Origin of the sequence: Micromonospora sp. M61 (assembly GCF_018070245.1) — a bacterium.
In the GTDB taxonomy this organism is placed as follows: Bacteria; Actinomycetota; Actinomycetes; order Mycobacteriales; family Micromonosporaceae; genus Micromonospora; species Micromonospora zamorensis.
Window position 1 is genome coordinate 13263 of sequence record NZ_JAGPYA010000037.1, and the last position, 20777, is coordinate 34039.

Here is a 20777-nt window from a genome sequence, read left to right on the forward strand (position 1 = left end):
GCACGGACCACCGGCTGGCGCCGCCGCCCAGCGTCGGCCGGGCACCCCCTGCCCTGTCGCGTAGCAGTTTGCCCCTGAAAGAGGAGAAATGAAACCTTCCGAGACCGCCCGCCCCGCCACCGTCGATGCCAGCGGGCTGCGGGAGCTGATCGACTCCGGCCACGGGCCGCGCCTGCTGGACGTGCGTACCCCGGCGGAGTTCGAGACGTCGCATATCCCCGGCTCCTACAACGTGCCACTCGACCTGCTCAGGGAGCACCGCCAGGAGCTGCGCAACCACCTGGACGAGGATGTCGTGTTGGTGTGTCGCACCGGTGCCCGCGCCACTCAGGCCGAGCAGACCCTGGCCGGGGTGGGTCTTCCGAACCTCAAGGTCCTCGACGGCGGCATCATGGCCTGGCAGGCGGTCAACGCGCCGATCAGCCAGGGTGCCCCCCGTTGGGACCTCGAACGCCAGGTCCGCCTTGTCGCCGGGGCGATCGTGCTGGTCAGCGTCCTCGGCTCGGTGTTCGTGCCGCAGCTGAAGTGGGTGGCCGGATTCATCGGCGCCGGCCTCACCTTTGCCGCCGTCAGCAACACCTGCGCCATGGGCATGATGCTCGGCAAACTGCCGTACAACCGGGGTGCCAACTGTGACGTGGACACCATCGTCGGCCAGTTGCGCGACAGCACCAGTGGCCGAGGATGACACCAGTCCTGGCACTGACCATCGGACTGGCCGTGCTGATCGGCGTCAGCCTCGGGCTCCTCGGCGGCGGCGGATCGATCCTCGCCGTGCCGCTGCTGGTCTACGTCGCCGACCTGCCCGCGAAAGAAGCCATCGCGACCTCGCTACTCGTTGTCGGCGCCACCAGCATGGTGGGCGTCCTTCCGCACGCTCGTGCCCATCGGGTGCGCTGGCGTACCGGCCTCCTCTTCGGCTTCGCCGGCATGATCGGTGCCTACATCGGCGGACGCCTGGCCGGGTTCGTCCCGGCTGGGTTCCTGCTCACCGGGTTCGCCGTGATGATGCTGGCCACCGCGGTCACGATGATCCGCGGCCGGCGCGACGCCGAGGGCAGGGCGGTGCCGCACGAGCTGCCGATCCTGCGGGTGATCCTCGACGGTCTGGTGGTCGGACTGGTGACCGGCCTGGTCGGCGCCGGCGGCGGTTTCCTGGTGATGCCCGCCCTGGCGCTGCTCGGTGGGCTGCCGATGCCCGTCGCGGTCGGAACCTCGCTGGTGGTCATCGCGATGAAGTCGTTCGCCGGGCTGGCCGGCTACCTGTCCAGCGTGAGCATTGACTGGGGCCTCGCGGCAGCGGTCACCGCCGCCGCCATCGTCGGCAGCGTTGCGGGAGGGCGGCTCGCCGGTCGGATCCCGGCCGACGTCCTGCGCAAGTCGTTCGGCTGGTTCGTCGTGGTGATGGGCGTCCTCGTTCTCGTCCAGCAACTGCCCACGGAGCTGCGGACAAACCCGCTGCTGTGGACCGGCGTCGGCGTCGCGGCGGCCATCTCCGTCGCGCTGACCGTGCTGACGGGCCGGAGGAAGGTGCGGACGCAGAGCGAGCCGGCCAACCGCTGAGGTCTCGCAGGCTCGACCAGAGCGAGCCGGCCGGCCGGCACCATCGACGGGCGTCCGGAAAGGCGACTAATCTGTTGCCCCACACTCCATCGATGTGAGGAGATGCGATGGCGCGTCGCACCGGCCGGCCTTCCTACCTGTCGGACAAAGCCGATGTGCGCCATCGCCGCGCGACACGCTTCGTGGCGGTCGCGGGGGCGGTCGCGCTGGTCACCGCCCTGTTGGGTGGGCTGGTCGGCTACCAGGTGGGTCGCCCGGACGCCACCGAGGCGGCCATCGCGACCATCCAGCAGGCCGAGGCGAAGCGGGACGCTCAACAGATCCTGGAGCTGACCGGGACGGCCCGACGCGTCCGCGACCAGATCGCCCCCGTCCTGGCCGCCATCAAGACGGAGACGTCGCGTGCGCCGGATCCGGGCCAGGCGCGCCAATGGCAGGAGATCATGCGCCAGGCAGCCGAGCCGTTCGCTGACCCACCGTCGGGCACCACCGCCACCAACGTGGCGCGTGGAGGGTTGCGCGCGGCGATCCAGCAGGCGTCGCTGGCCGTCGACGCGTACGCGCTGGCCGCCGACGTCCCTGCGGCGCAGCGCGCGGCCCTGCTGGCCGTCACGGCGCGACAGGCGGCCCAGGCGGTGACGATGTGGTCTGTAGCGGCGACCCAGCTCGACCAGGTCAGCGTCGACGCCGGGCACGGCCATCAGCACGTGTTCCTCGACACAGACTCCCACGAGGGGGCGCTCACGCCGGACGGGGCGCCCGAGGGGACCGGCGGCTGAGCGGCGCTTTGCTGCTTGATGTCTGGTTCGACTGCGGGCGCTGCTGCCGTGGCGGCCGGACGGCCGCTCAAGATCTGGGAGTGGTCGGCCGGATCGGGTACGGTCGCTTATCGCAAAGTCTATGAACCAGATTGGCTTTCTGTGCAAGGGAAGCCGCATCGGAGGGACACAGCCGTGAGGTTCCCAACTGCCGTCCGTCGGGCCGGTCTCGTCGCGGCCATCGCCGCCCTCGCGCTGAGCGCGGGTTGCGCCAAGAAGGACGACAGCGAGGTCCAGGCGAGCGGGGTCAAGCTGGTTGAGGCGGGCAAGCTGACCGTCTGCACCCACCTGCCGTACCCGCCGTTCCAGTCGAAGGACGCCAGCGGCAAGGTCACCGGCTTCGACGTCGAGATCATGGACCTGGTGGCCAAGGAGCTGGGTGTCGAGCAGACGATCATCGACACCCCGTTCGAGGGGATCAAGTCCGGCCAGGACCTGAACACCGGCAAGTGCGATGCGGCCGCCGCCGGCATGACGATCACCGAGGAACGGCAGAAGGTGATGAACTTCTCCGACCCGTACTTCGACGCCACGCAGGCGCTGCTGGTGAAGACCGGTAAGCCGTACAAGTCGCTCGACGACCTCAAGGGCAAGAAGTTCGGTGTCCAGGCGGCCACCACGGGTCGTGACTACGCCAAGAAGTTCGAGGCGGAGAAGGGCCTTCAGCTCGTCGAGTTCGAGGACCTCGCCGCCCTGCAGCAGGCCGTCGCCAACGGCCAGGTCGAGGCCGCCATCAACGACCTGCCGGTCTGGAGCGAGTACCTCAAGAAGAACCCGGGCGGGTTCGAGGTCTCCGCCGAGTTCGACACCGGCGAGCAGTACGGCTTCCCCGTGAAGAAGGACGCCAACCCGGAGCTGCTCAAGAAGATCAACGAGGTGCTGGCCAAGGCCAAGCAGGACGGCACGTACGACACGATCTACGAGAAGTGGATCGGCAAGCGGCCGAGCGCCTGATCATCGCGTGGTACCGGAGGGCGTGCGTCCCGCGCGCCCTCCGTGTCGGTAATCTCCGGGAAGGCAACGAGCGAACGTGAAGCTGCGACGCCGCCAGCGGGAGCGGTTGTCCCTCGGGCTCCAGTACCTGGTCTTCATCGCCGTCATCGCCGCGGTGCTCTTCGCCGCCGACTGGGACAGGCTGGCCGACGCGTTCTTCCGCGTCGACATCATCAAGTCGATGTTCCCGACGATCATCACCGTGGCGCTGCGCAACACCATCCTCTACACGCTGGGCGCGTTCGCCTTCGGTCTCGTGTTCGGGACCATCCTGGCGTTGATGCGGCTGTCCCGGGTCGCGCCGTACCGCTGGGTGGCGACGGCGTACATCGAGCTGTTCCGGGGTCTGCCCGCCCTGCTGGTGCTGTTCCTCGTCGGGTACGGCATCCCGATCGCCTTCCCGGAGCGGGAGATCCCGGGTGGGGTGTTCGGTTCGATCGCGATCGGCCTCGGGTTGACCGCGGCGGCCTACATGGCCGAGACCATCCGCGCCGGCATCCAGGCCGTCCCCAAGGGGCAGATGGAGGCGGCGCGCACTCTCGGCATGTCGCACTTCACGGCCATGCGCACGATCGTCATCCCGCAGGCGTTCCGGATCGTGATCCCGCCGCTGACGAACGAGCTCATCCTGCTCACCAAGGACTCGTCGCTGGCGTACGTGCTGGGCGTGACGGCGCAGACCATCGAGATCACCAAGTTCGGTCGGGACATGCTGAACGACCGGGTGAACGCCACCCCGCTGCTGGTGGCCGGCCTCGCCTACCTGATCATCACTCTGCCCCTGTCCCAGGTGGTACGTCGCCTCGAACTCCGCTACGCCAAGGCCCGGTGACCGCATGACGACGACTCCATCCCGCCCTGCCATCGAGATCCGCGACCTGCACAAGTCCTTCGGGCCGCTCGAGGTGCTCAAGGGCATCGACTTCGAGGTCGGCCAGGGTGAGGTGGTCTGCGTGATCGGGCCGTCCGGGTCCGGCAAGTCGACGTTGCTGCGCTGCGTCGACCTGTTGGAGGAGCCGACGGCCGGCAGGATCTGGGTGAACGGGGTCGAGATGACCGACCCGGATGTCGAGGTCGACGCGGTACGCCGCGGCATCGGCATGGTCTTCCAGTCGTTCAACCTGTTTCCGCACCTGACCGTGCTGAGCAACCTCACCATCGCCCAGCGTCGGGTGCTCAAGCGCGGCCGGGCCGAGGCCGAGCGCGTCGCCCGGGCCAACCTGGAACGCGTCGGGCTGACCGACAAGGCCGACGTGTTCCCGGCGCAGCTCTCCGGTGGGCAGCAGCAGCGGGCGGCCATCGCCCGGTCGCTGTCGATGGAGCCGAAGGTGATGCTATTCGACGAGCCCACCTCCGCGTTGGACCCGGAGTTGGTCGGCGACGTGCTCACCGTCATGCGCAAACTGGCCGAGGACGGCATGACGATGATGGTGGTCACCCACGAGATGGCCTTCGCCCGCGACGTCGCCGACCGGGTGGTGTTCATGGACGGTGGGGTGGTGGTCGAGCAGGGGCCACCGCAGGAGGTGCTGGGCGCCCCGAAGCACGAGCGGACCCGTGCGTTCCTCTCCCGGGTCCTCGACCCGACCCGGGTCGCCCAGCTCGGTCAGACCGACCAGTCGCCCGAGCCGCTGGAGGCCCCCGGCCTGCCGGCTGACGACCGCCACAACCTCTGACCAACTGATCCTGTACGTCGGGCCGCCTCAGCGATGTGGCGGCCCGACGTCGTTCTGGCGGCCGGGTGTCAGCTTCATGTCAATCGACGGTCGTCGTGATGTCAAGGTAATCTTCCTGCAATCAGACCCTGTACTTTCGTCGATGGATTACATAAGTTGCTGTCATCCACCGAAAGTCTTGAGTCTTCCGAGCAAAGTTCGCGACGAGCCTCACCCTCAGTCGTGCTACCGCCCCCGTGCTCGGGTCGATGCACCCTGTCCTCGTCGCGTCTTCGCCCGGTTGGGAACGGAGACCCATGGACGATCACGCCGTTGGCTCCCACCGCCACCTGTCCCGCCGATCGCTGATCGCCACCGGCGCGCTCGCCGCCGGGGCGTTGGGCGCGTCCGCCCCGACGATCGGCACCGCGTTCGGAGGCAGCCCCGCCCGGGCCGCCGCCGGCGTCACCAAGAAGATCACCATCTACGCCGAGCAGTTGCCCGGCAACCTGTTCGGCTACGGCCTCGCGCCCGGTCAGGCCACCGTGCCCGGACCACTGCTGGAGATGTACGAGGGCGACACCCTGGAGATCACCCTGGTCAACACGACCGACCAGCGGTTGTCCATCCATCCGCACGGGGTGGACTACAGCACCGAGTCCGACGGCAGCCCCTTCAACGCCTCGTTCAACAATCCCGGTGAGACACGGACGTACGTCTGGCGCTCCCACGAGATGGTGGCCGCGGCGGGTCGGCGGTACATGCCGGGCAGCGCCGGCTACTGGCACTACCACGATCACGCGATGGGCACCGACCACGGCACCGCCGGTGTCGCGAAGGGACTCTACGGGGCGCTGATCGTCCGGCGCCGTGGCGACATCCTGCCGGAGAAGCAGTTCACTGTCGTGTTCCACGACATGATGATCAACAACCGGATGGCGCCGGCCACGCCCATGTTCGAGGCCAACCTGGGCCAGCGGGTGGAGTGGATCGCCATCGGCCACGGCAACCTGTTCCACACCTTCCACCTGCACGCCCACCGCTGGGCGGACAACCGCACCGGAATGCTGGAGGGCCCGAGCGACCCGAGCCTGGTCGTCGACAACAAGGACCTCAACCCGGGCAGCTCGTTCGGTTTCCAGGTGCTGGCCGGGGAGGGCGTCGGACCCGGGGCGTGGATGTACCACTGCCACGTGCAGACCCACTCCGACGGCGGCATGGCCGGGATCTTCCTGGTGCGCAACGCCGACGGCAGCATGCCACCGGGCGCCGAGGAGGCGATCCACCGGTTCCAGGGCCACACCCACACGCACGGAAGTTAACCGAAAGTGGGGACGGGGATGACCAGAAAAATACGACGAGTTCTTGCCGCGGTAGCGGCCTTCGCGACACTGATTCCCGCGACGACGGCGGCAGCCGCGCCGCCACCGGCAGCCGCCCCGCAGGCAGCGCAGGCGCAGCGGACCGGCGTCCTCGTGTTCCACGGGCCGGTGGCTGAGCAGCAGGACCCGGTGGCCCGTGCGGTGGACACCATCAAACAGCTTGGTGCCGGTCATGACATCGATGTCACGGCCACCACGGACCCCGCTGTCTTCACCACGGCCAAGCTGTCCGCGTACCGCAGCGTGGTGTTTCTCTCCGCGACGGGCGCCGCGCTCAACCGCGACCAGGAGTCGGCGCTGCAGAGCTACATGAAGGCCGGCGGCGGTTTCGTCGGCATCGCCGACGCCGCCCGCGCCCAGGTCGACTCCACCTGGTTCACCGGCCTGATCGGCACCCGCCCGGCGGGCGCCATCCCGGTGGCCGAGCCGGTGGCCCGGGTGACCGCCAGTGGTGAGAACCCACCCAACGAGACCAAGGAGAAGCTGACCGACGGCGACGCCAACACGAAGTGGCTCGTCCGCACCCCGACCGCCTGGGTGGCGTACGAGTTGAGCGCAGCCAAGCGGATCACCGGGTACGCGTTGACGTCGGCCAACGACTCCTCCGGCCGGGACCCGAAGGACTGGACCCTCCAAGGCTCCACGGACGGCCAGACCTGGACCGATCTGGACCGGCGCACCGGCCAGAGCTTCCCGGACCGGTACCAGACCCGCCGGTTCGACATCGCCACCCCGCAGGAGTTCACGCGCTACCGGCTCAACGTCACCGCGAACAGCGGCGAACCGCTGGTCCAGCTCGCCGACCTGCGACTGTTCACCGGCAGCACCACCGCTCCGGAGCCGCCCGCGGTGAACCGCGCGGTGGTCGACATCCTGGACCGGAAACACCCGGCCACGGCGTCACTGCCGCTGACCATCACCCGCTCGGACCGCTGGGAGAACTGGGACCCGAACCCGATCGGCACGGTGCACACCCTCGCCCAGGTCGAGGAGCGGCACTACAACCCGGGAGCGGCCGCCAACGGCGCCTTCCACCCGGTGTCCTGGTGCCGGGACTACGACGGCGGCCGGTCGTTCTACACCGGCATGGGTCACACCGAGGGCAGCTACGGCGAGGAGGCGTTCCGCACGCACCTCACCGGGGCTCTCAACTGGACCACCGGCCGCGTACGCGGTGACTGCCAGGCCACGATCGCCGCGAACTACAAGGTGGAGCGGCTCACCGCGGCCAACCAGACCGGGCAGCTGGACCAGATCGGCGAGCCGCACGGGCTCACCATCGCGCCGGACGGCACGGTCTTCTACGTCGGCAAGGCGGCCTGCCCGAGCGGCCCGATCGCGGACTGGAACAACCCGCAGGTCGGCTTGGGCTGCGGCACCATCCACTCCTGGGACCCACGGACCAAGCAGGCAAAACTGCTCACGACCCTGGAGGTGATGGGCAACCGGGGCAGCGGCTCGGAGCTGGTGAAGAACGAGGAGGGCCTGCTCGGCATCGTGCCCGACCCGAAGTTCGCCGACAACGGCTGGCTCTACGTCTACTGGATGCCGCACGAGTCGGTCGACCGGGTGCAGCGGGTCGGGCAGCGCACCATCTCGCGGTTCACCTACGACCGCCAGGCGCAGACCATCGACCAGGCCACCCGCAAGGACCTGTTGCAGTTCCCGGTGCAGGTGCACAGCTGCTGCCACGCGGGCGGCGGCATGGCGTTCGACGCCAAGGGCAACCTCTACGTCGGCTCCGGCGACAACAACTCCTCCGAGGGGTCGCAGGGCTACTCCGGCAACAACTGGACCCAGGAGTACCAGGGGATCTCGTTCCAGGACGCCCGCCGCACCTCGGGCAACACCAACGACCTCGCCGGCAAGATCATCCGGATCCATCCGGAGGCCGACGGGACGTACACCATCCCGGAGGGCAACCTGTTCCCACCGGGCACCGAGAAGGCCCGCCCGGAGATCTACGTGATGGGCGTACGCAACATCGCCCGCCTCCAGATCGACCCGGTGCACCAGTGGCTGACCGCGGGCTGGGTCGGCCCGGACGCCTCGTCGCCCAGCCCCACCCTGGGCCCGGCCAAGTACGAGACGGCCACCATCATCACCTCCGCCGGTAACCAGGGCTGGCCGTACTGCATGGGCAACCGGCAGCCGTACCGGGACCGCAGCAGCACCGACGCGACGGTGCTGACCGGCTGGTACGACTGCGACAACCTGAAGAACACCTCGCCCCGCAACACCGGTCTGGTGGACATCCCGGCCGCCCGGGACAACATGATCTGGTATTCGCCAGACGGCGGCGGCCCGGTCTTCCCGAAGCGGACCGACGGCAGCGGCCTGCCGACCTACGTCGCGGCCGACGCCACCTACACCCAGCCATACCTGCGCGGCGGCGGCCAGGCCATCATGTCCGGTCCGACGTACCACCGGGAACTCGTCGACACCACCAGCGGTGTGGCGTGGCCGGAGCACTGGGACGGTAAGTGGTTCATCGGCGACCAGTCCAACGCCGCCAACCGGGTAGCGGTCACCGTCGACCCGGCCGGCGTGCCGCAGGCCACCCCACCGGTGTACGCCGAGTCCCTGCGCGCCATCATCCCGGGCGGCAACGGCGACGCCCGGCTGCAGAGCTGGATGGACGCCAAGTTCGGCCCGGACGGCGCGCTCTACCTGCTGGACTACGGCGGCGGGTTCTTCAGCCTGCACCCCAACCAGAAGCTGATCCGGATCACCTACACCGGTGGCGCGCCCACCCCGGTGCCGGCGGCGAACTCGGTCGCCGTGCAGAACAAGCCGCTCACCATCGCCTTCGACGGCGCCCGCTCCGGCGGCGTCAGCCACCGGTGGGAGTTCGGCGACGGCACCACGTCCACCGAGGCGAACCCCCGGCACACGTACGCCACTGTCGGCACCTACACCGCGAAGCTGACCGTCACGTACGCCGACGGTGAGACCGCGACGGTGCAGAGCACGGTCACGGTGGGCTGCGCGGTGCCCGACAGCCGGCAGAACGTGTGGCTCGACGACACGGACACCGGGGTGCCCAGTCGCCCGGTCGGGCAGGGCTGCACGATCAACGACCTGATCGACGACGAGAGCACCTGGGCCGACCACGACGCCTTCGTCCGACACGTGGGCGCGGTGACCCGCGCGTTGCAGGACGACGACCTGCTCACGGCCCGGGAGTCCGGCACCCTCACCCGCCTGGCTGCGGCGTCGGAGGTCGGTCGGAACGGGCGCACCGGCTACGAGCCGCTCTTCGACGGCACCGCCGAGTCGCTGCGCGGCTGGGAGCAGGCGCCGACGGGCTCGTTTGCCATCCAGCCGGACGGGTCGCTGCGCTCCAGCGGCGGCCTGGGCATGCTCTGGCACACGAAGGAACTGGGCGACTTCTCGCTGAAGGTGCAGTTCCGCGACATCGCACCGGGCACCGGCCGGGCCAACACCGGCGTCTTCACCCGCTTCCCGGACCCGCGGATCCCGCTGGAGCAACGCCCGCCGGGCAGCTGCGGCACTGTCGGATCGGCCCGCACCTCGCAGGCGTGGGTGGCGATCTACTGCGGACACGAGATCCAGATCTACGACGGTGAGACCGGCGAGCCGCAGAAGACCGGCTCGGTCTACAACTTCGACCCGGTGCCGCTCGCCCAGGCCGGCGTGACCCCGAAGGAGCAGTGGAACGACTACGAGATCCGCGTTGTCGGACAGCACTACACGATGGTCCGCAACGGTGTGGTGATCAACGAGTTCGACAACACGCCGGGCAAGCAGTCGTCCCGCGCCGGCGACCCGCCGACGGACCTGCGGCAGTTCCTGCGTGGCTTCATCGGCCTGCAGAACCACGGTGACAACGACCTGACCGAGTTCCGCAACGTCCGCGTGCGCGAGCTCTAGGAGAGACGATGACCCGACGACTGACGGCTGCGCTGGCGGCGTTCCTGCTCACGGTGATCCCGTGGGCCGCGACGCCCGCCTCCGCCGCCCCGCGCGTCGCGGAACAGGTGTTGACCTGGACCGCCGACGGCGACATCACCCGCTACAAGTCCGCACCCGCCCAGGCGGTGGCCGGCGAGGCCACGATCATCTGGGAGAACAGCGAGGCCACCGGCAACACCATCGGGATGCCGCACACGCTGACCTTCGACACCAGCACCGAGGGCTACAACCACGACGTCACACTGAACATCCTGGCCAGCCCGTTCGACGCCAACAACGGCCGCCACCAGGCGACAGTGACGCTCACCCCGGGCCGGTACCGCTACTTCTGCTCGATCCCGGGGCACAGCCAGATGGTCGGTGAGCTGGTGGTCACCGACGGCGGCGGAGGCGACGACACCACGCCGCCGACGGTGACCGCCGCCGTGGCCGGTGACCGCGACGGCGACGGCAACTACCTGGGCGCGGCCACGGTGACCGTGACGGCCACCGATACCGGCTCCGGTGTGGAGACCGTCGAGTACCAGGTCGACGACACCAGCTTCCTGCCGTACACCGAGCCGGTGCGGGTGACCGCGATCGGTGACCACTCGGTGCAGTTCCGGGCCACCGACCAGGACGGCAACGTCAGTGCGGTCGGCTCGGTGTCGTTCCGGATCGTCGAGCCGGGGGAGGAGGACACTACCGCGCCGGTGGTCACGGCCGCACTGGCCGGCGAGCAGGACGGCGACGGCAACTACATCGGTACGGCCACCGCCACGCTGACCGCCACCGATGCCGGATCCGGTGTCGCCACCATCGAGTACGCGTTGGACGGGGCAGCCTTCACCGCGTACACGAATCCGGTCGTCGTGAACGCGGCCGGGATGCACATGCTGCACTACCGGGCCACCGACGTCGCCGGCAACACGTCGGCGGAGCAGATGTCCCACTTCACCGTCGTCGCCCCGCCGGAGGAGGACGACACACCGCCGGCCGTGGCCGTCACGGTGACCGGCGAGCGCAACGGCGACGGCGCGTACGTCGGTGCCGCGACCGTCACCGTCACCGCGACCGACGACGGCTCCGGTGTGGCGTCGGTCGAGTACGCGCTCGACACCGGCGGCTGGACGGCGTACGCCACACCGGTCACGGTCCGCACCACCGGCGCGCACACCCTGCGGTACCGGGCGACCGACGCCGCGGGCAACGCCTCCACCGAGCAGTCGACGACGTTCACCGTGGTGGCCGACGGCACCGACGCCTGCCCCGGGTCCGACACCCGGGCCACAGTGGTCATCGACGGTGACGACACCGGGGTCGGCAACGTCGACACCGGCGACGGCTGCACCATCAACGATCTGATCGACGAACACGCCGACTACCCCGGCCACGCCCACTTCGTCCGGCACGTCGAGGCGGTCACCACCGCGCTGGTGGCCGACGGAACGCTCGACCGGCGGCAGCAGGGCGCCATCGTCCGGGCCGCGGCCCGATCGGACGTCGGCGCATGAGTCCTCGAATCTCATCGACAGGGAGTACAACGATGCCCGGACGTACCGTCGCCAAGCTGGCCACCGTGAGCGCCGTCGTCGCCGCCTCGGTGCTGGCCGTGGCACCCACCGCCCACGCCGACCTGGTCACCCACTGCATCGGCACCGGTGGGGCGGTGACCGTGCCCAACGACCTGTACGTGCCGGCGGGCGAGTCCTGCGCGCTCACCGGCACCACGATCACCGGCAACGTCACCGTCGCCGCCGGCGGCAACCTGGTGGTGACCGGTGGGCGGGTCAGCGGCGAGGTACGCGTCGCCGCGGACGGCTACCTCGACGCCACCGACACCACAGTCGACGGCCAGGTGGTGCTGGCCGCCGGCGGATACGGCATCTTCCTCAAGGACGCACAGACCGGCACCGTGACCGTGCGGCCGAAGGGCAGCGCGACCATCGACAGCTTCCTGTTCGCCGAGGAGTCGACGGTCGCCGGGAACGTCACCGTCGGCGCGGGTGAGGTCCGGCTCGACCGGGGCACCCAGGTGCAGCGCAACCTCAGCAGCACCGGCACCTACTACACCGACCTGCACGACTCGTTCGTCGACGGCACGCTGTCGGTGCTCAACAGCGCCACCGGCAGTGTCGTGTGCGGCAGTGCGGTACGCGGCAGGGCCACGTTCGCCGGCAACGTGGGCGGCGTGCAGGTCGGCCCGAACGGCGCCCTCGACAGCTGCGCCTCCGGTGGCTACTGGGGCGGGGACGTCAGCATCACCAGCACCACCGGTGGCGTCACCGTCGACGACAACATCATCAACGGTCAGTTGACGGTGACCGGCAACGATCCGGTCGCCCAGGTGGCCGCCAACAACCGGATCCGTGGTGGCGTGACCGGCGACCAGGCGGCCACGACCACCAACCGGGCTGCCCGGATGGCCGCTGCGGACCGGGACGACGCCGGTGACCAGCGGGCGGAGGTCCGGCGTACCTCGGCCGTGCTGGAGGCCACCGCGGCCGGCGCCGCGAGGCTCTAGCCGAGCAAGCCCCAACCCTGGCTGGGACGGTGGGCGCAGCTGGCGGCCGGTGGTAATCGTCGGTCACCACCGTCGGGGTGGATACGGTAGCGAGCGGTATACCTCAGAGGCATATTTATGCCTCTGAGGTATACCGCTCAACAGCACATCGGCATGGCGGGCCAGCCGCGGCCCACGCCGTCAGCCCTGCCTAGAAGTTGCCGGCCGAGTTGCACTTCCCGCCCTGGTCGAGGCAGTTGCGCACCCGTGCGGCAAGCGCCTCGTCCTTCCACGCGTTGAAGAAGTCCGCGTGCATGGAGAACGACGTGCCGGACGCCAGGGTGATGCCGTCGGTGTTCGCGCTCAACGGGTACGAGATCACGAACGACACCGAGGGGACCGGCACCGGGTGGCTCTTCGGGCAGGCCCCGGTGTGGTCACCGTTGGCCATGTGCGCCTTGTGGTCCGGGCTGTCCAGGTGCCTGCCGTCCCAGCAGTCCGGGAAGGTGATCTGCCGGACGATGTTCGCGGTCTTGGCGCAGACCGGGAAGGTTTTGTCGGCGCTGCGACCGATCTCGCCGCCGATGCCGGCGCACCAGAAGTGGTTGCCCTGCTTGTCCGGGGTGTCGACCTGGTTCTTGGCGTTCCCGGTGATCATGCGCAGGCCGAACGGGAAGGGCTGGGTCCGGCTCGGGTCCTTCAGCCGGGAACCGTAGTAGACGGTCACCTCCGTCGGGTCGACGACCTTGCCGTTCTGGTACATCGTCGGCACCCAGTAGGCGGACTGGTCATCCGGCGAGTTGCAGGTGGTCGCCTTCGACGCCCGCAGCGACTCGGCGGTCGAGTTGGCGTCGGTCGACCGGTTGCCCCAGAAGGTGTGGTTGTGTGAGCCGCCGACGAGCTTGGGCAGCACGATCGGGTCGTCGCTGTTGTGGTGGCTGGTCTTGCAGCCGACATTGAACTCGGGGACCTTGACCGGGTTGCCGGTCACCGCCTTGGGTTTGCGCGCGAAGAACGTCTTCGTCGCGGCTGCCTGCGCGGCGGCGTCGATGGTGATCCAGCCCCCGGACGCGGTGGGTGGGACGGTGCCGGCCGACGGGGTGGTCGGCTTACCCGGGGTGGACGGGGTGGACGGCGTCGCGGACGTGCCCGGGGCGCTCGCCGTGACCGACGGGTCGGTCGGGGCGGTGTCCGTCGGCGCCTCAGGGCCGGACGAGTCGATGCCGGTGTCGCCGGATGGGCCGGACGCACCGGGAGTGCCCGGGATCTCCTTGCATCCGCCGGCGAGCGCCAGGCTCACCAGCAGCAGGGCGGTAACGGAACGACGGTGTCGAGGGGTGGATCGCAGATTTATCAAGGGGGGCGCACCTTTCTCCCGAGAAGGAAGAGTACGAGTCGCCCACCTGTTCGTTCACAGCCGCAACGATTAAATCTGCCTTAAATATCGCCCAGCAATTGCCCGGTCAGCTTTGCGGAGCCGCCGCGCCGTCGTTTCAATCTCATTTCCCTGATTGTTCTCCAAAAAACTGTAATCGGCGACTCCGGCGGCACTCCACTTTTCTGGGCGTCCGGGGTTGCCGGGCGCGACGAGCTGATGGCCAGCACCGCGTCTCGTCAGCAGCTGCTGCGTGCCTTGCGCAGGAAGGCCTTGCGCGACACCACCGTCGTCGCGTCCCGACCGCGCGGGGCGAGCACCTCGTCCGGGCCGATCCGCGGGAGATCCGCGAGGGTGAAATCCACCGGGATGGAGTCACGACCGGCTGACCCTCTGACGGTGTAGGTGACCCCGGGTCGCAGTTCGGTGAGCGGCTCGACGTCTACATCCATGCCTGCCTCGGCGGCGGTGAGGTCGACCGCGTCGGCGACCTCCCAGCCCTCCGGCGGCTGACCCAGCAGGGTGGCCTCCACGACCTCGCTCGTCGATCGGCCGTGGACGTCCCATGTGATCAGTGGTGGCCGGTTGGCCTGGTCACCCTGGTCGTCGTGGTTCACGTGCACGCCGAGCTGCCCGAAACTGCCACCGCACGGGACCAGTACGCCGACCGGCTGGCCATCGCGGACGGCGAGCGCGACCACCGGCTCGTCAGGTGGGCTGCAGGCGGTCAGGAGGAGGAGGGGAAGCGTCAGGACAATCCAGGAACGTCGTCTTCTGCGCATGTCCGCAGCATTCCACGTCGGTATCACGCTTCGATGCCCCGCAGGTCACGAAAGGCGGACAGCGGCGACGAACCCCGGCCGGGTGGTGTGCGGCCGCGCCTTCCCACCTTCGCTTCGTGATTTCCAAAAACAGCGCGCGGCGCCGTGGACGTGGAGAGAATTGCGGCCACGGAAAGCACGTAGAGCCGGGAGACGTTCGATGGGTTTACGAAGGCGAATGGCGCTCGCGGTGGTGATCGTCGCGGCGACACCTCTGGTCCTCGGCGGATGCACCGTCGAGCGGAAGCCCGCCGCCCGGCCGGCCGAACGGGAGGTGCCGTCGCCGGAGCTGACCCTCACGCCCGCCGACCGGTCCCGGAACGTGCCGCTCAGCGCCGAGGTCGCGGTGCTCGTCAAGGGCGGGACGATCACCGCCGTGCGTATCGCCGACGACAACGGGATGTTGGTCAGGGCTCAGCCACGGGAGGACGGCTCGGCGTGGGTGCCGACCGTGCCGCTGCAGCCCCAGCGCACCTACACGGCCGAGGTGATCGCCACCGGCGACTCCGGGGGGACCACCACCCGCACGACGACCTTCACCACCATGGCGACGTCGACGAAGCCGCAGGTGACCAGCACGCTGTATTTCGCCGACGAACGGACGTACGGCACGGCGATGCCGGTGACCCTCGCTTTCGATCCGCCCATCGCCAAGGCGGCTCGTGCCGACGTGCAGCGCCGGTTGTTCGTCACCACGAACCCACCGCAGCCGGGTGTCTGGTCCTGGGTGGACGACGGCAGCCAGGTCTACTACCGCGCTCCGGACTTCTGGCGGCCGGGCACGACCATCAGCGTCCGGGCCGGTCTGCAGGGTCTGCCGATCGGCCGGAACCGGGTCGGTGACGCCGACCGCACCGCGACGTCCACGATCGGGCGGCAGGTGGCGATCGAGGTCAACAACGCCACCAAGCAGATGCGCGTGCTACGCGACGGCAAGCTGATCCGCAAGATCCCCGTCAGCCTCGGCAAGCCGAGTACGCCGACCTCCAGCGGCAAGATGGTGATCATGGAGAAGCACCAGCGCACCAGGTTCGACACGCGCGGCGAGCCGAACGGCGGTTACGTGGTGGACGTCCAGGACGCCCAACGGCTCACCTGGGGCGGCGAGTTCATCCACGGAGCGCCCTGGTCGGTGTCGGATCAGGGACACCGCAACGTGTCGCACGGCTGCACCAACGTCTCGGCTGCCGCCGCCGACTGGCTGATGGGCGTCACGCAGGTCGGTGATCTGGTCACCTTCACCGGCACCGAGGTCCGGCTGCAACCGGGCAACGGGTGGACGGCCTGGAACACCAGTTGGGAGCAGTTCGTCAAGGGCAGCGCACTGCCGGTACCCGCCGCTCTTCGACCGGCTCCGACCCCGGTGCCGCACGCGGACGCGGCGGGCGGCGGCTCGCCGACGTCCGGTCCCTCCGCCTCCGGCGGCTGAACCGGCAGGTGTCCGACAGGCTCAACGCACTTGCCGGACGTCTCTACCCTCCGGGTCATGACGTACGAGCCGATGATGGTTCCCAGCCGGAAGCCCAACCGGACGACTCGTACCGTCATGATCGTCGTCGGCGTGGTGTTGACGGTGTGCTGCGTTGTCGGCGTCTGCGGCGGGTTCTGGTTCTACCGCTCCATCAAGGACGCCGTCAAACCGGTCCGGGTGGCCACGGCTGCGTACATCGACGACGTGCAGGCCGGCAACTACCCGGGCGCGTACGGGCGGCTGTGCGGAAAGGTGCGCGAGACCATGACGCAGGCCGATTTCGCCCGGATCCAGGCCGCCCAGTTGAAGATCGGCAGTTACAAGATCGTCGGTGTGTACGTCAACAACTCCAACGGGCGGGTCACCGGGACCTCGACCGTCGAGATGGTCCAGGAGGCCACGGGTGCACGGATGACGCAGACCATGGTGCTGGTCAAGGAGGACGGTGAGTGGCGCGTCTGCCAGTGAGCGACGACCCCGCGAGTCGGTGGTCGGGGCTCAGGCCGGGGCGAGTTCCGGCACGCCGTAGTGCTGGTCGAGGACCTGCATGGCGGCGCCCGCGGCGATGACGTCGGCGCCGAGGCTGGACAGGGTCACCTTCGTGGTGAGCCAGTCCGCGCGTCGCGCGTCGGCCTGGACGGCCTCGGTGACCGCCGCGAGATAGGTCCGCGAATGCCGTAGGAGATCCGCGCCCGCGAGCACCACGTGGGCGAGGTCGAGTGTCTGGAGCAGGTTGACCACGCCCACCCCCACGACGCGGGCGGCGCGGTCGATGTCTCCGGCATCGGCGGCCTGGTTGTGCATGATCTCCAGGCACCCGTGGCGACCGCAGACGCAGCGAGGTCCGTTCAGGTCGACGACCGTGTGGCCGAATTCGCCAGCGTTGGTGTGCGCGCCCCGGTGGGCCGTACCGCCCAGCCAGAATCCGCCACCGATGCCGGACTCGATCATGATGAGTGCCGCGTCGCCGAACGTGGCGCCGTGGCGCCAGGCCTCGGCCGTGATCCCGGCGGTGACGTCCTTGTCGAGGTGGACGGGCAGGCCGAGGTGTTTCTCGGCGATCTCGCGCAGCGGTACGTCGTGCCAGTGCCGCAGGCCGTGGGCGTCACGGACCAGGCCGTGGGCGTGGTCCAGCGGGCCGATCATGCCGATGCCCACCCCGGTGAGCCGGCCCCGGACGTCGCTGCTGCCGGTCATCGTGTCGATGCCGGCCATCAGGGCGTCGAGCAGCTGCTCCGGGGTGAAGTCGCCGGGCAGTGGGCTGACCGTCGAGTGGTGCACGGTGCCGGCCAGGTCGACCAGGACCAGCCGCAGGGTGCGCCGGGCCACGTGCGCGCCGATCGCGTACCGGCTGTCGGGGACGAGTTCGTAGACGACCGCGGGCTTGCCGATGCCCGTGCGGCGCACACCGGCGGGACGGATCAGGCCGTCGGCGCTCAGGCGGCCGATGACCTTGGAGACCGCCTGCGGCGTCAGCCCGGTGGCCTCGACCACGGTCGACCGCTCGAACGTTCGCACGGTGCGCCCCAGTGCCATGACCCGTGCCTGGTTGTAGCCGCGCAGGAAGCTCACGTCGGCAGTGATGCGGGTCATCTCACCAGCCTATTACGCAACGCTGTTGCTAAATTTTTTCGGTGATCGAGTTGAGCAGAGGTCGACGGGCGGCGGCGTTGGTCGCGCTGGCACTGGGTGGCGTCGCGATCGGCCTGACCGAGTTCGCGGCGATGGGCCTGCTGCCCGACATCGCGCGCGGCCTGCTCCCGCAGGAGTACGCCCGGTCGTCCTCGGACGCGGTCGCCCGAGCGGGATGGACGATCACCGCCTACGCCCTCGGCGTGGTCGTGGGCGCGCCCCTGATCGCCGCGCTGAGCGCCCGCCTGCCCCGCAAGAAGCTCGTGCTCGGTTTGCTCGCGCTCTTCGCCGTCGGCACTGTCGCCTCCGCGATCGCCCCCACCTTCGACCTGGTGCTGGTGGCCCGGTTCGCGGCGGCGTTGCCGCACGGGGCGTACTTCGGTGCGGCCGGTCTGCTCGCGGCGACCCTGATGGGCCCCGGCAACGAGGCCCGTGGCTTCGCCACAGTGCTCAGCGGCCTGACCGTGAGCAACGTGGTCGGCGTACCCCTCATCACCCGGCTCGGGCAGGCGGCCGACTGGCGCGTCGCGTACCTGGTCATCGCCGGTGTCTTCGTGCTCACGCTGCTGGCGGTGCTGGCGGTCGTGCCGGAGGTCGCCGCGACGGTCGACGGCTCGCCGGCGGCCGAGCTGAGGTCGCTGCGGTCCTCGCAGGTCTGGCTGGTCGCGGCGACGGGGGCGGTCGGGTTTGCCGGGTTCTTCGCGGTCAACACCTACATCGCCCCGGTCACCACCGACGTGGCCGGCCTCTCGGCCACGACGGTGCCGTGGGCTCTGGTCGCGGTGGGGCTCGGTATGACCGTGGGAAATGCCCTGGGTGGCTGGTTCGCCGACCGTGACCTGCAACGGAGCATGGTCATCGGCTTCGTCGCGATGACCGTGAGCATCGCCGCGTTCAGCCTCGTCGCGTCGACTCGCGTCGGCCTGTTCGTCGGCGCGTTCCTGGTCGGCGCGACAAGCCTCTATCTCGGGCCGGTCCTCCAGGCGCGACTGATCACGGTCGCCCCCCGAGCGCAGATGATGGGCGCGGCGCTCAACCAGTCCGCCATGAACATCGCGAACAGTCTGGGCGCGGCCCTGGGCAGCGTCGCCATCGCCGCGGGGCTCGGTTACCTCGCGCCGGCCCGGGTGGGCGTCGTCCTGGCGATCGTCGGGCTGGCCCTGGGGATGGTCAGTTTCGCCGTCGGACGCCGCACGCGTGAGCGGGTCCCGGCCACCGTCGGGAGCTGACGTGGCCGGGCCGCCCGCGGCCGGGGGTCAGAAGTCGTCGACGCTGACCGTCACGCGATGGGCACTCGATCTCCAGTTCGGCAGGTTGATCACGTCGTACCCGCCGCCGCGTTGACCCACTGTGATCCGCACCAGGCCGAGGTGCGCCGGCGTCGACGGGATGAACAGGTCCACGCCGGTGATGAAGGTCTGGCTGAAGAACTCCGGCAGGGGAGCGGTCAGATCGGTCACGCCGTCGCTGTCGTCGTCGAACGCGAAGATGGCGATCGTCCGCTTGACCCGCGGCGTGTTCGCCGCGTTCAGGACATCCCGGCCGTTGATCCAGAGGTTGTCACCGGCGTCGCCCTGGTCACCCCACCACTCCTTCTGGCGTTGGATCGTCAGCGCGGTGTGCCGGTCGCTGGTGTCCACGAGCGCGCCGAGCCCCTCGCCGGGAATGCTGGTCGCCAGGCGGACGAACGAGTCCGAGCGGAGGAACGGCTGGGCGTAGAAGTGGTGCGTCGGCGCGCCGGCGCGCACGATCGCGAACTCGTAGCGGGCCGTGGCGAGCACCGGGACGGGACCGAACGCGCCGTCGCCACTCAGGGGCAGCCGATGAGTGGGTCGATCCGACAATCGACCGCCGGTCAGCGAGTTGACCGGGTAGACCTCCAGGGTGGCGTCGGTGACGCCGACGTTGCTCGGGAAGAGCACCGCGCGACCGGAGACCTGGGCCGTGCCGAAGAGTTGCGGCACGATCCGCGTCGTGTGTGGCGCGCGACCCTGAAGGAAGCGGAAGATCTCGCCGAACGACTCCGCCGACGACACGGTCTGCGTGTGGGACTGGTCCGGGAGGTGCACGTTCGTCGCGCCGACGATGGCGCGGGCCGGATCGCCCTCACCCCAGATCGCGAGCGTGGGCACACCGCCCGGCGGGGACGTCGCGGTGCGCCCGTCCAGGTTGACGTAGTGCGCGACCCGGGCGGCACGCGCCGGTGAGCTGGTGAGGTAAGCCTGCAGGACGAAGGTGCCCAGGGAGTGCGCGAGCAGGTCGACCCGGTCCGCGCCGGTCGTCGCCAGCAGGCGGGAGATCCGCGCGTCGAGCCCCGCGTACACCTGGGGGAGGATCGTGGCGATGTTCGGCGAGTCGTACTCGTGGGCCTCGATGATGTCGACCGGGTAGCCGTTGCTGGCGAGTCGTTTGGCCTGGGTCTGGAACTGCGAGGCCGACCCGGCGCTGCCGTGCACGAAGATCACTGGGCGGTACGTCGGCGTGGCTGCGGCGTCGGCGGCGGCGAGCGGAACGGGGGCGACGGACAAGCCGACTGCGAGGGCGCCTCCGGCCAGCACGCAGAGCAGTCTCCGGCGGAACGTGTGCATCGGTCCTCCACCCTGAGCGACAAAGTATGTGCACTGTTAGCGCAAGTATCGTGTCAGGGTG

At 69.5% G+C, this 20777-nt stretch carries 17 protein-coding genes; 13 read left to right on the top strand and 4 right to left on the bottom strand.

Annotated elements, in window-relative coordinates; genetic code table 11:
- Positions 1-88: 88 nt before the first annotated feature.
- From KBX34_RS21000 to KBX34_RS21045, 10 genes are all read left to right on the top strand, one after another.
- Positions 89-688: a rhodanese-like domain-containing protein gene (locus tag KBX34_RS21000; protein ID WP_210792796.1), complete on the top strand. Its 600-nt coding sequence runs from the start codon at positions 89-91 to the stop codon at positions 686-688.
- Positions 685-1563: a sulfite exporter TauE/SafE family protein gene (locus tag KBX34_RS21005; RefSeq protein WP_210926435.1), complete on the top strand. Its 879-nt coding sequence runs from the start codon at positions 685-687 to the stop codon at positions 1561-1563. Before KBX34_RS21000 ends, KBX34_RS21005 begins: the two co-directional genes overlap by 4 nt.
- Positions 1564-1670: 107 nt before the next feature.
- Positions 1671-2342 carry a hypothetical protein gene (locus KBX34_RS21010; RefSeq protein WP_210926436.1) on the top strand — a complete coding sequence of 224 codons (672 nt, stop codon included), beginning with the start codon at positions 1671-1673 and terminating at the stop codon, positions 2340-2342.
- Positions 2343-2516: 174 nt separating this feature from the next.
- Positions 2517-3335 (top strand): basic amino acid ABC transporter substrate-binding protein, encoded by an 819-nt coding sequence (locus KBX34_RS21015; protein WP_088947762.1) that lies wholly within the window; start codon positions 2517-2519, stop codon positions 3333-3335.
- A gap of 76 nt (positions 3336-3411) precedes the next feature.
- Complete coding sequence (locus tag KBX34_RS21020) at positions 3412-4206, top strand: amino acid ABC transporter permease (RefSeq protein WP_088947763.1); 795 nt, start codon at positions 3412-3414, stop codon at positions 4204-4206.
- A gap of 4 nt (positions 4207-4210) precedes the next feature.
- Entirely contained in the window at positions 4211-5050 is an 840-nt protein-coding gene (locus tag KBX34_RS21025) for an amino acid ABC transporter ATP-binding protein (RefSeq protein WP_210926438.1), read from the top strand.
- Positions 5051-5346: 296 nt separating this feature from the next.
- Positions 5347-6351 (top strand): multicopper oxidase domain-containing protein, encoded by a 1005-nt coding sequence (locus KBX34_RS21030; protein WP_088947765.1) that lies wholly within the window; start codon positions 5347-5349, stop codon positions 6349-6351.
- Positions 6352-6369: 18 nt separating this feature from the next.
- A complete protein-coding gene (locus KBX34_RS21035; RefSeq protein WP_210926440.1) occupies positions 6370-10305 on the top strand; it encodes a ThuA domain-containing protein in 3936 nt (1311 codons plus the stop codon).
- 8 nt (positions 10306-10313) lie between these two features.
- Positions 10314-11840: an OmpL47-type beta-barrel domain-containing protein gene (locus KBX34_RS21040; protein ID WP_210926441.1), complete on the top strand. Its 1527-nt coding sequence runs from the start codon at positions 10314-10316 to the stop codon at positions 11838-11840.
- A 32-nt stretch (positions 11841-11872) separates the two neighbouring features.
- Positions 11873-12850: a hypothetical protein gene (locus tag KBX34_RS21045; RefSeq protein WP_210926443.1), complete on the top strand. Its 978-nt coding sequence runs from the start codon at positions 11873-11875 to the stop codon at positions 12848-12850.
- Positions 12851-13040: 190 nt separating this feature from the next.
- On the opposite strand, the gene KBX34_RS21050 is transcribed toward KBX34_RS21045, so the two are convergent.
- Together KBX34_RS21050 and KBX34_RS21055 are read right to left on the bottom strand one after the other, a co-directional pair.
- Positions 13041-14186, bottom strand: a complete 1146-nt coding sequence (locus KBX34_RS21050; protein ID WP_210926445.1) for a DUF1996 domain-containing protein — start codon at positions 14184-14186, stop codon at positions 13041-13043.
- Positions 14187-14443: 257 nt separating this feature from the next.
- The gene (locus KBX34_RS21055) at positions 14444-14986 is read right to left on the bottom strand and encodes a hypothetical protein (protein ID WP_210926447.1); all 543 of its coding nucleotides are present in this window, start codon (positions 14984-14986) and stop codon (positions 14444-14446) included.
- A 217-nt stretch (positions 14987-15203) separates the two neighbouring features.
- Here KBX34_RS21055 and KBX34_RS21060 point away from each other — a divergent pair, with 217 nt between their 5' ends.
- Both KBX34_RS21060 and KBX34_RS21065 read left to right on the top strand, forming a co-directional pair.
- Positions 15204-16454, top strand: a complete 1251-nt coding sequence (locus KBX34_RS21060) for an Ig-like domain-containing protein (protein WP_210792805.1) — start codon at positions 15204-15206, stop codon at positions 16452-16454.
- A gap of 57 nt (positions 16455-16511) precedes the next feature.
- Positions 16512-16964, top strand: coding sequence for a hypothetical protein (locus KBX34_RS21065; protein ID WP_210926449.1), 453 nt, complete (start codon positions 16512-16514; stop codon positions 16962-16964).
- Positions 16965-16994: 30 nt separating this feature from the next.
- Here KBX34_RS21065 and KBX34_RS21070 read toward each other — a convergent pair whose 3' ends face one another.
- Entirely contained in the window at positions 16995-18089 is a 1095-nt protein-coding gene (locus tag KBX34_RS21070) for an ROK family transcriptional regulator (protein ID WP_210926451.1), read from the bottom strand.
- Between the two features lie 41 nt (positions 18090-18130).
- Between KBX34_RS21070 and KBX34_RS21075 the strand changes: the two genes are divergently transcribed.
- Positions 18131-19357 (top strand): MFS transporter, encoded by a 1227-nt coding sequence (locus KBX34_RS21075; protein WP_210926452.1) that lies wholly within the window; start codon positions 18131-18133, stop codon positions 19355-19357.
- 27 nt (positions 19358-19384) lie between these two features.
- Here KBX34_RS21075 and KBX34_RS21080 read toward each other — a convergent pair whose 3' ends face one another.
- A complete protein-coding gene (locus KBX34_RS21080) occupies positions 19385-20716 on the bottom strand; it encodes an alpha/beta hydrolase (RefSeq protein ID WP_210926454.1) in 1332 nt (443 codons plus the stop codon).
- Positions 20717-20777: the final 61 nt, after the last annotated feature.

What these genes read in the sequence shown, in the direction of transcription:
- KBX34_RS21000 (WP_210792796.1), top strand. Translation starts at nt 89, where the DNA reads ATGAAACCTTCCGAGACCGCCCGCCCCGCCACCGTCGATGCCAGCGGG.
- KBX34_RS21005 (WP_210926435.1), top strand. Translation starts at nt 685, where the DNA reads ATGACACCAGTCCTGGCACTGACCATCGGACTGGCCGTGCTGATCGGC.
- KBX34_RS21010 (WP_210926436.1), top strand. Translation starts at nt 1,671, where the DNA reads ATGGCGCGTCGCACCGGCCGGCCTTCCTACCTGTCGGACAAAGCCGAT.
- KBX34_RS21025 (WP_210926438.1), top strand. Translation starts at nt 4,211, where the DNA reads ATGACGACGACTCCATCCCGCCCTGCCATCGAGATCCGCGACCTGCAC.
- KBX34_RS21030 (WP_088947765.1), top strand. Translation starts at nt 5,347, where the DNA reads ATGGACGATCACGCCGTTGGCTCCCACCGCCACCTGTCCCGCCGATCG.
- KBX34_RS21035 (WP_210926440.1), top strand. Translation starts at nt 6,370, where the DNA reads ATGACCAGAAAAATACGACGAGTTCTTGCCGCGGTAGCGGCCTTCGCG.
- KBX34_RS21040 (WP_210926441.1), top strand. Translation starts at nt 10,314, where the DNA reads ATGACCCGACGACTGACGGCTGCGCTGGCGGCGTTCCTGCTCACGGTG.
- KBX34_RS21045 (WP_210926443.1), top strand. Translation starts at nt 11,873, where the DNA reads ATGCCCGGACGTACCGTCGCCAAGCTGGCCACCGTGAGCGCCGTCGTC.
- KBX34_RS21055 (WP_210926447.1), bottom strand. Translation starts at nt 14,986, where the DNA reads ATGCGCAGAAGACGACGTTCCTGGATTGTCCTGACGCTTCCCCTCCTC.
- KBX34_RS21060 (WP_210792805.1), top strand. Translation starts at nt 15,204, where the DNA reads ATGGCGCTCGCGGTGGTGATCGTCGCGGCGACACCTCTGGTCCTCGGC.
- KBX34_RS21065 (WP_210926449.1), top strand. Translation starts at nt 16,512, where the DNA reads ATGACGTACGAGCCGATGATGGTTCCCAGCCGGAAGCCCAACCGGACG.
- KBX34_RS21070 (WP_210926451.1), bottom strand. Translation starts at nt 18,089, where the DNA reads ATGACCCGCATCACTGCCGACGTGAGCTTCCTGCGCGGCTACAACCAG.
- KBX34_RS21080 (WP_210926454.1), bottom strand. Translation starts at nt 20,716, where the DNA reads ATGCACACGTTCCGCCGGAGACTGCTCTGCGTGCTGGCCGGAGGCGCC.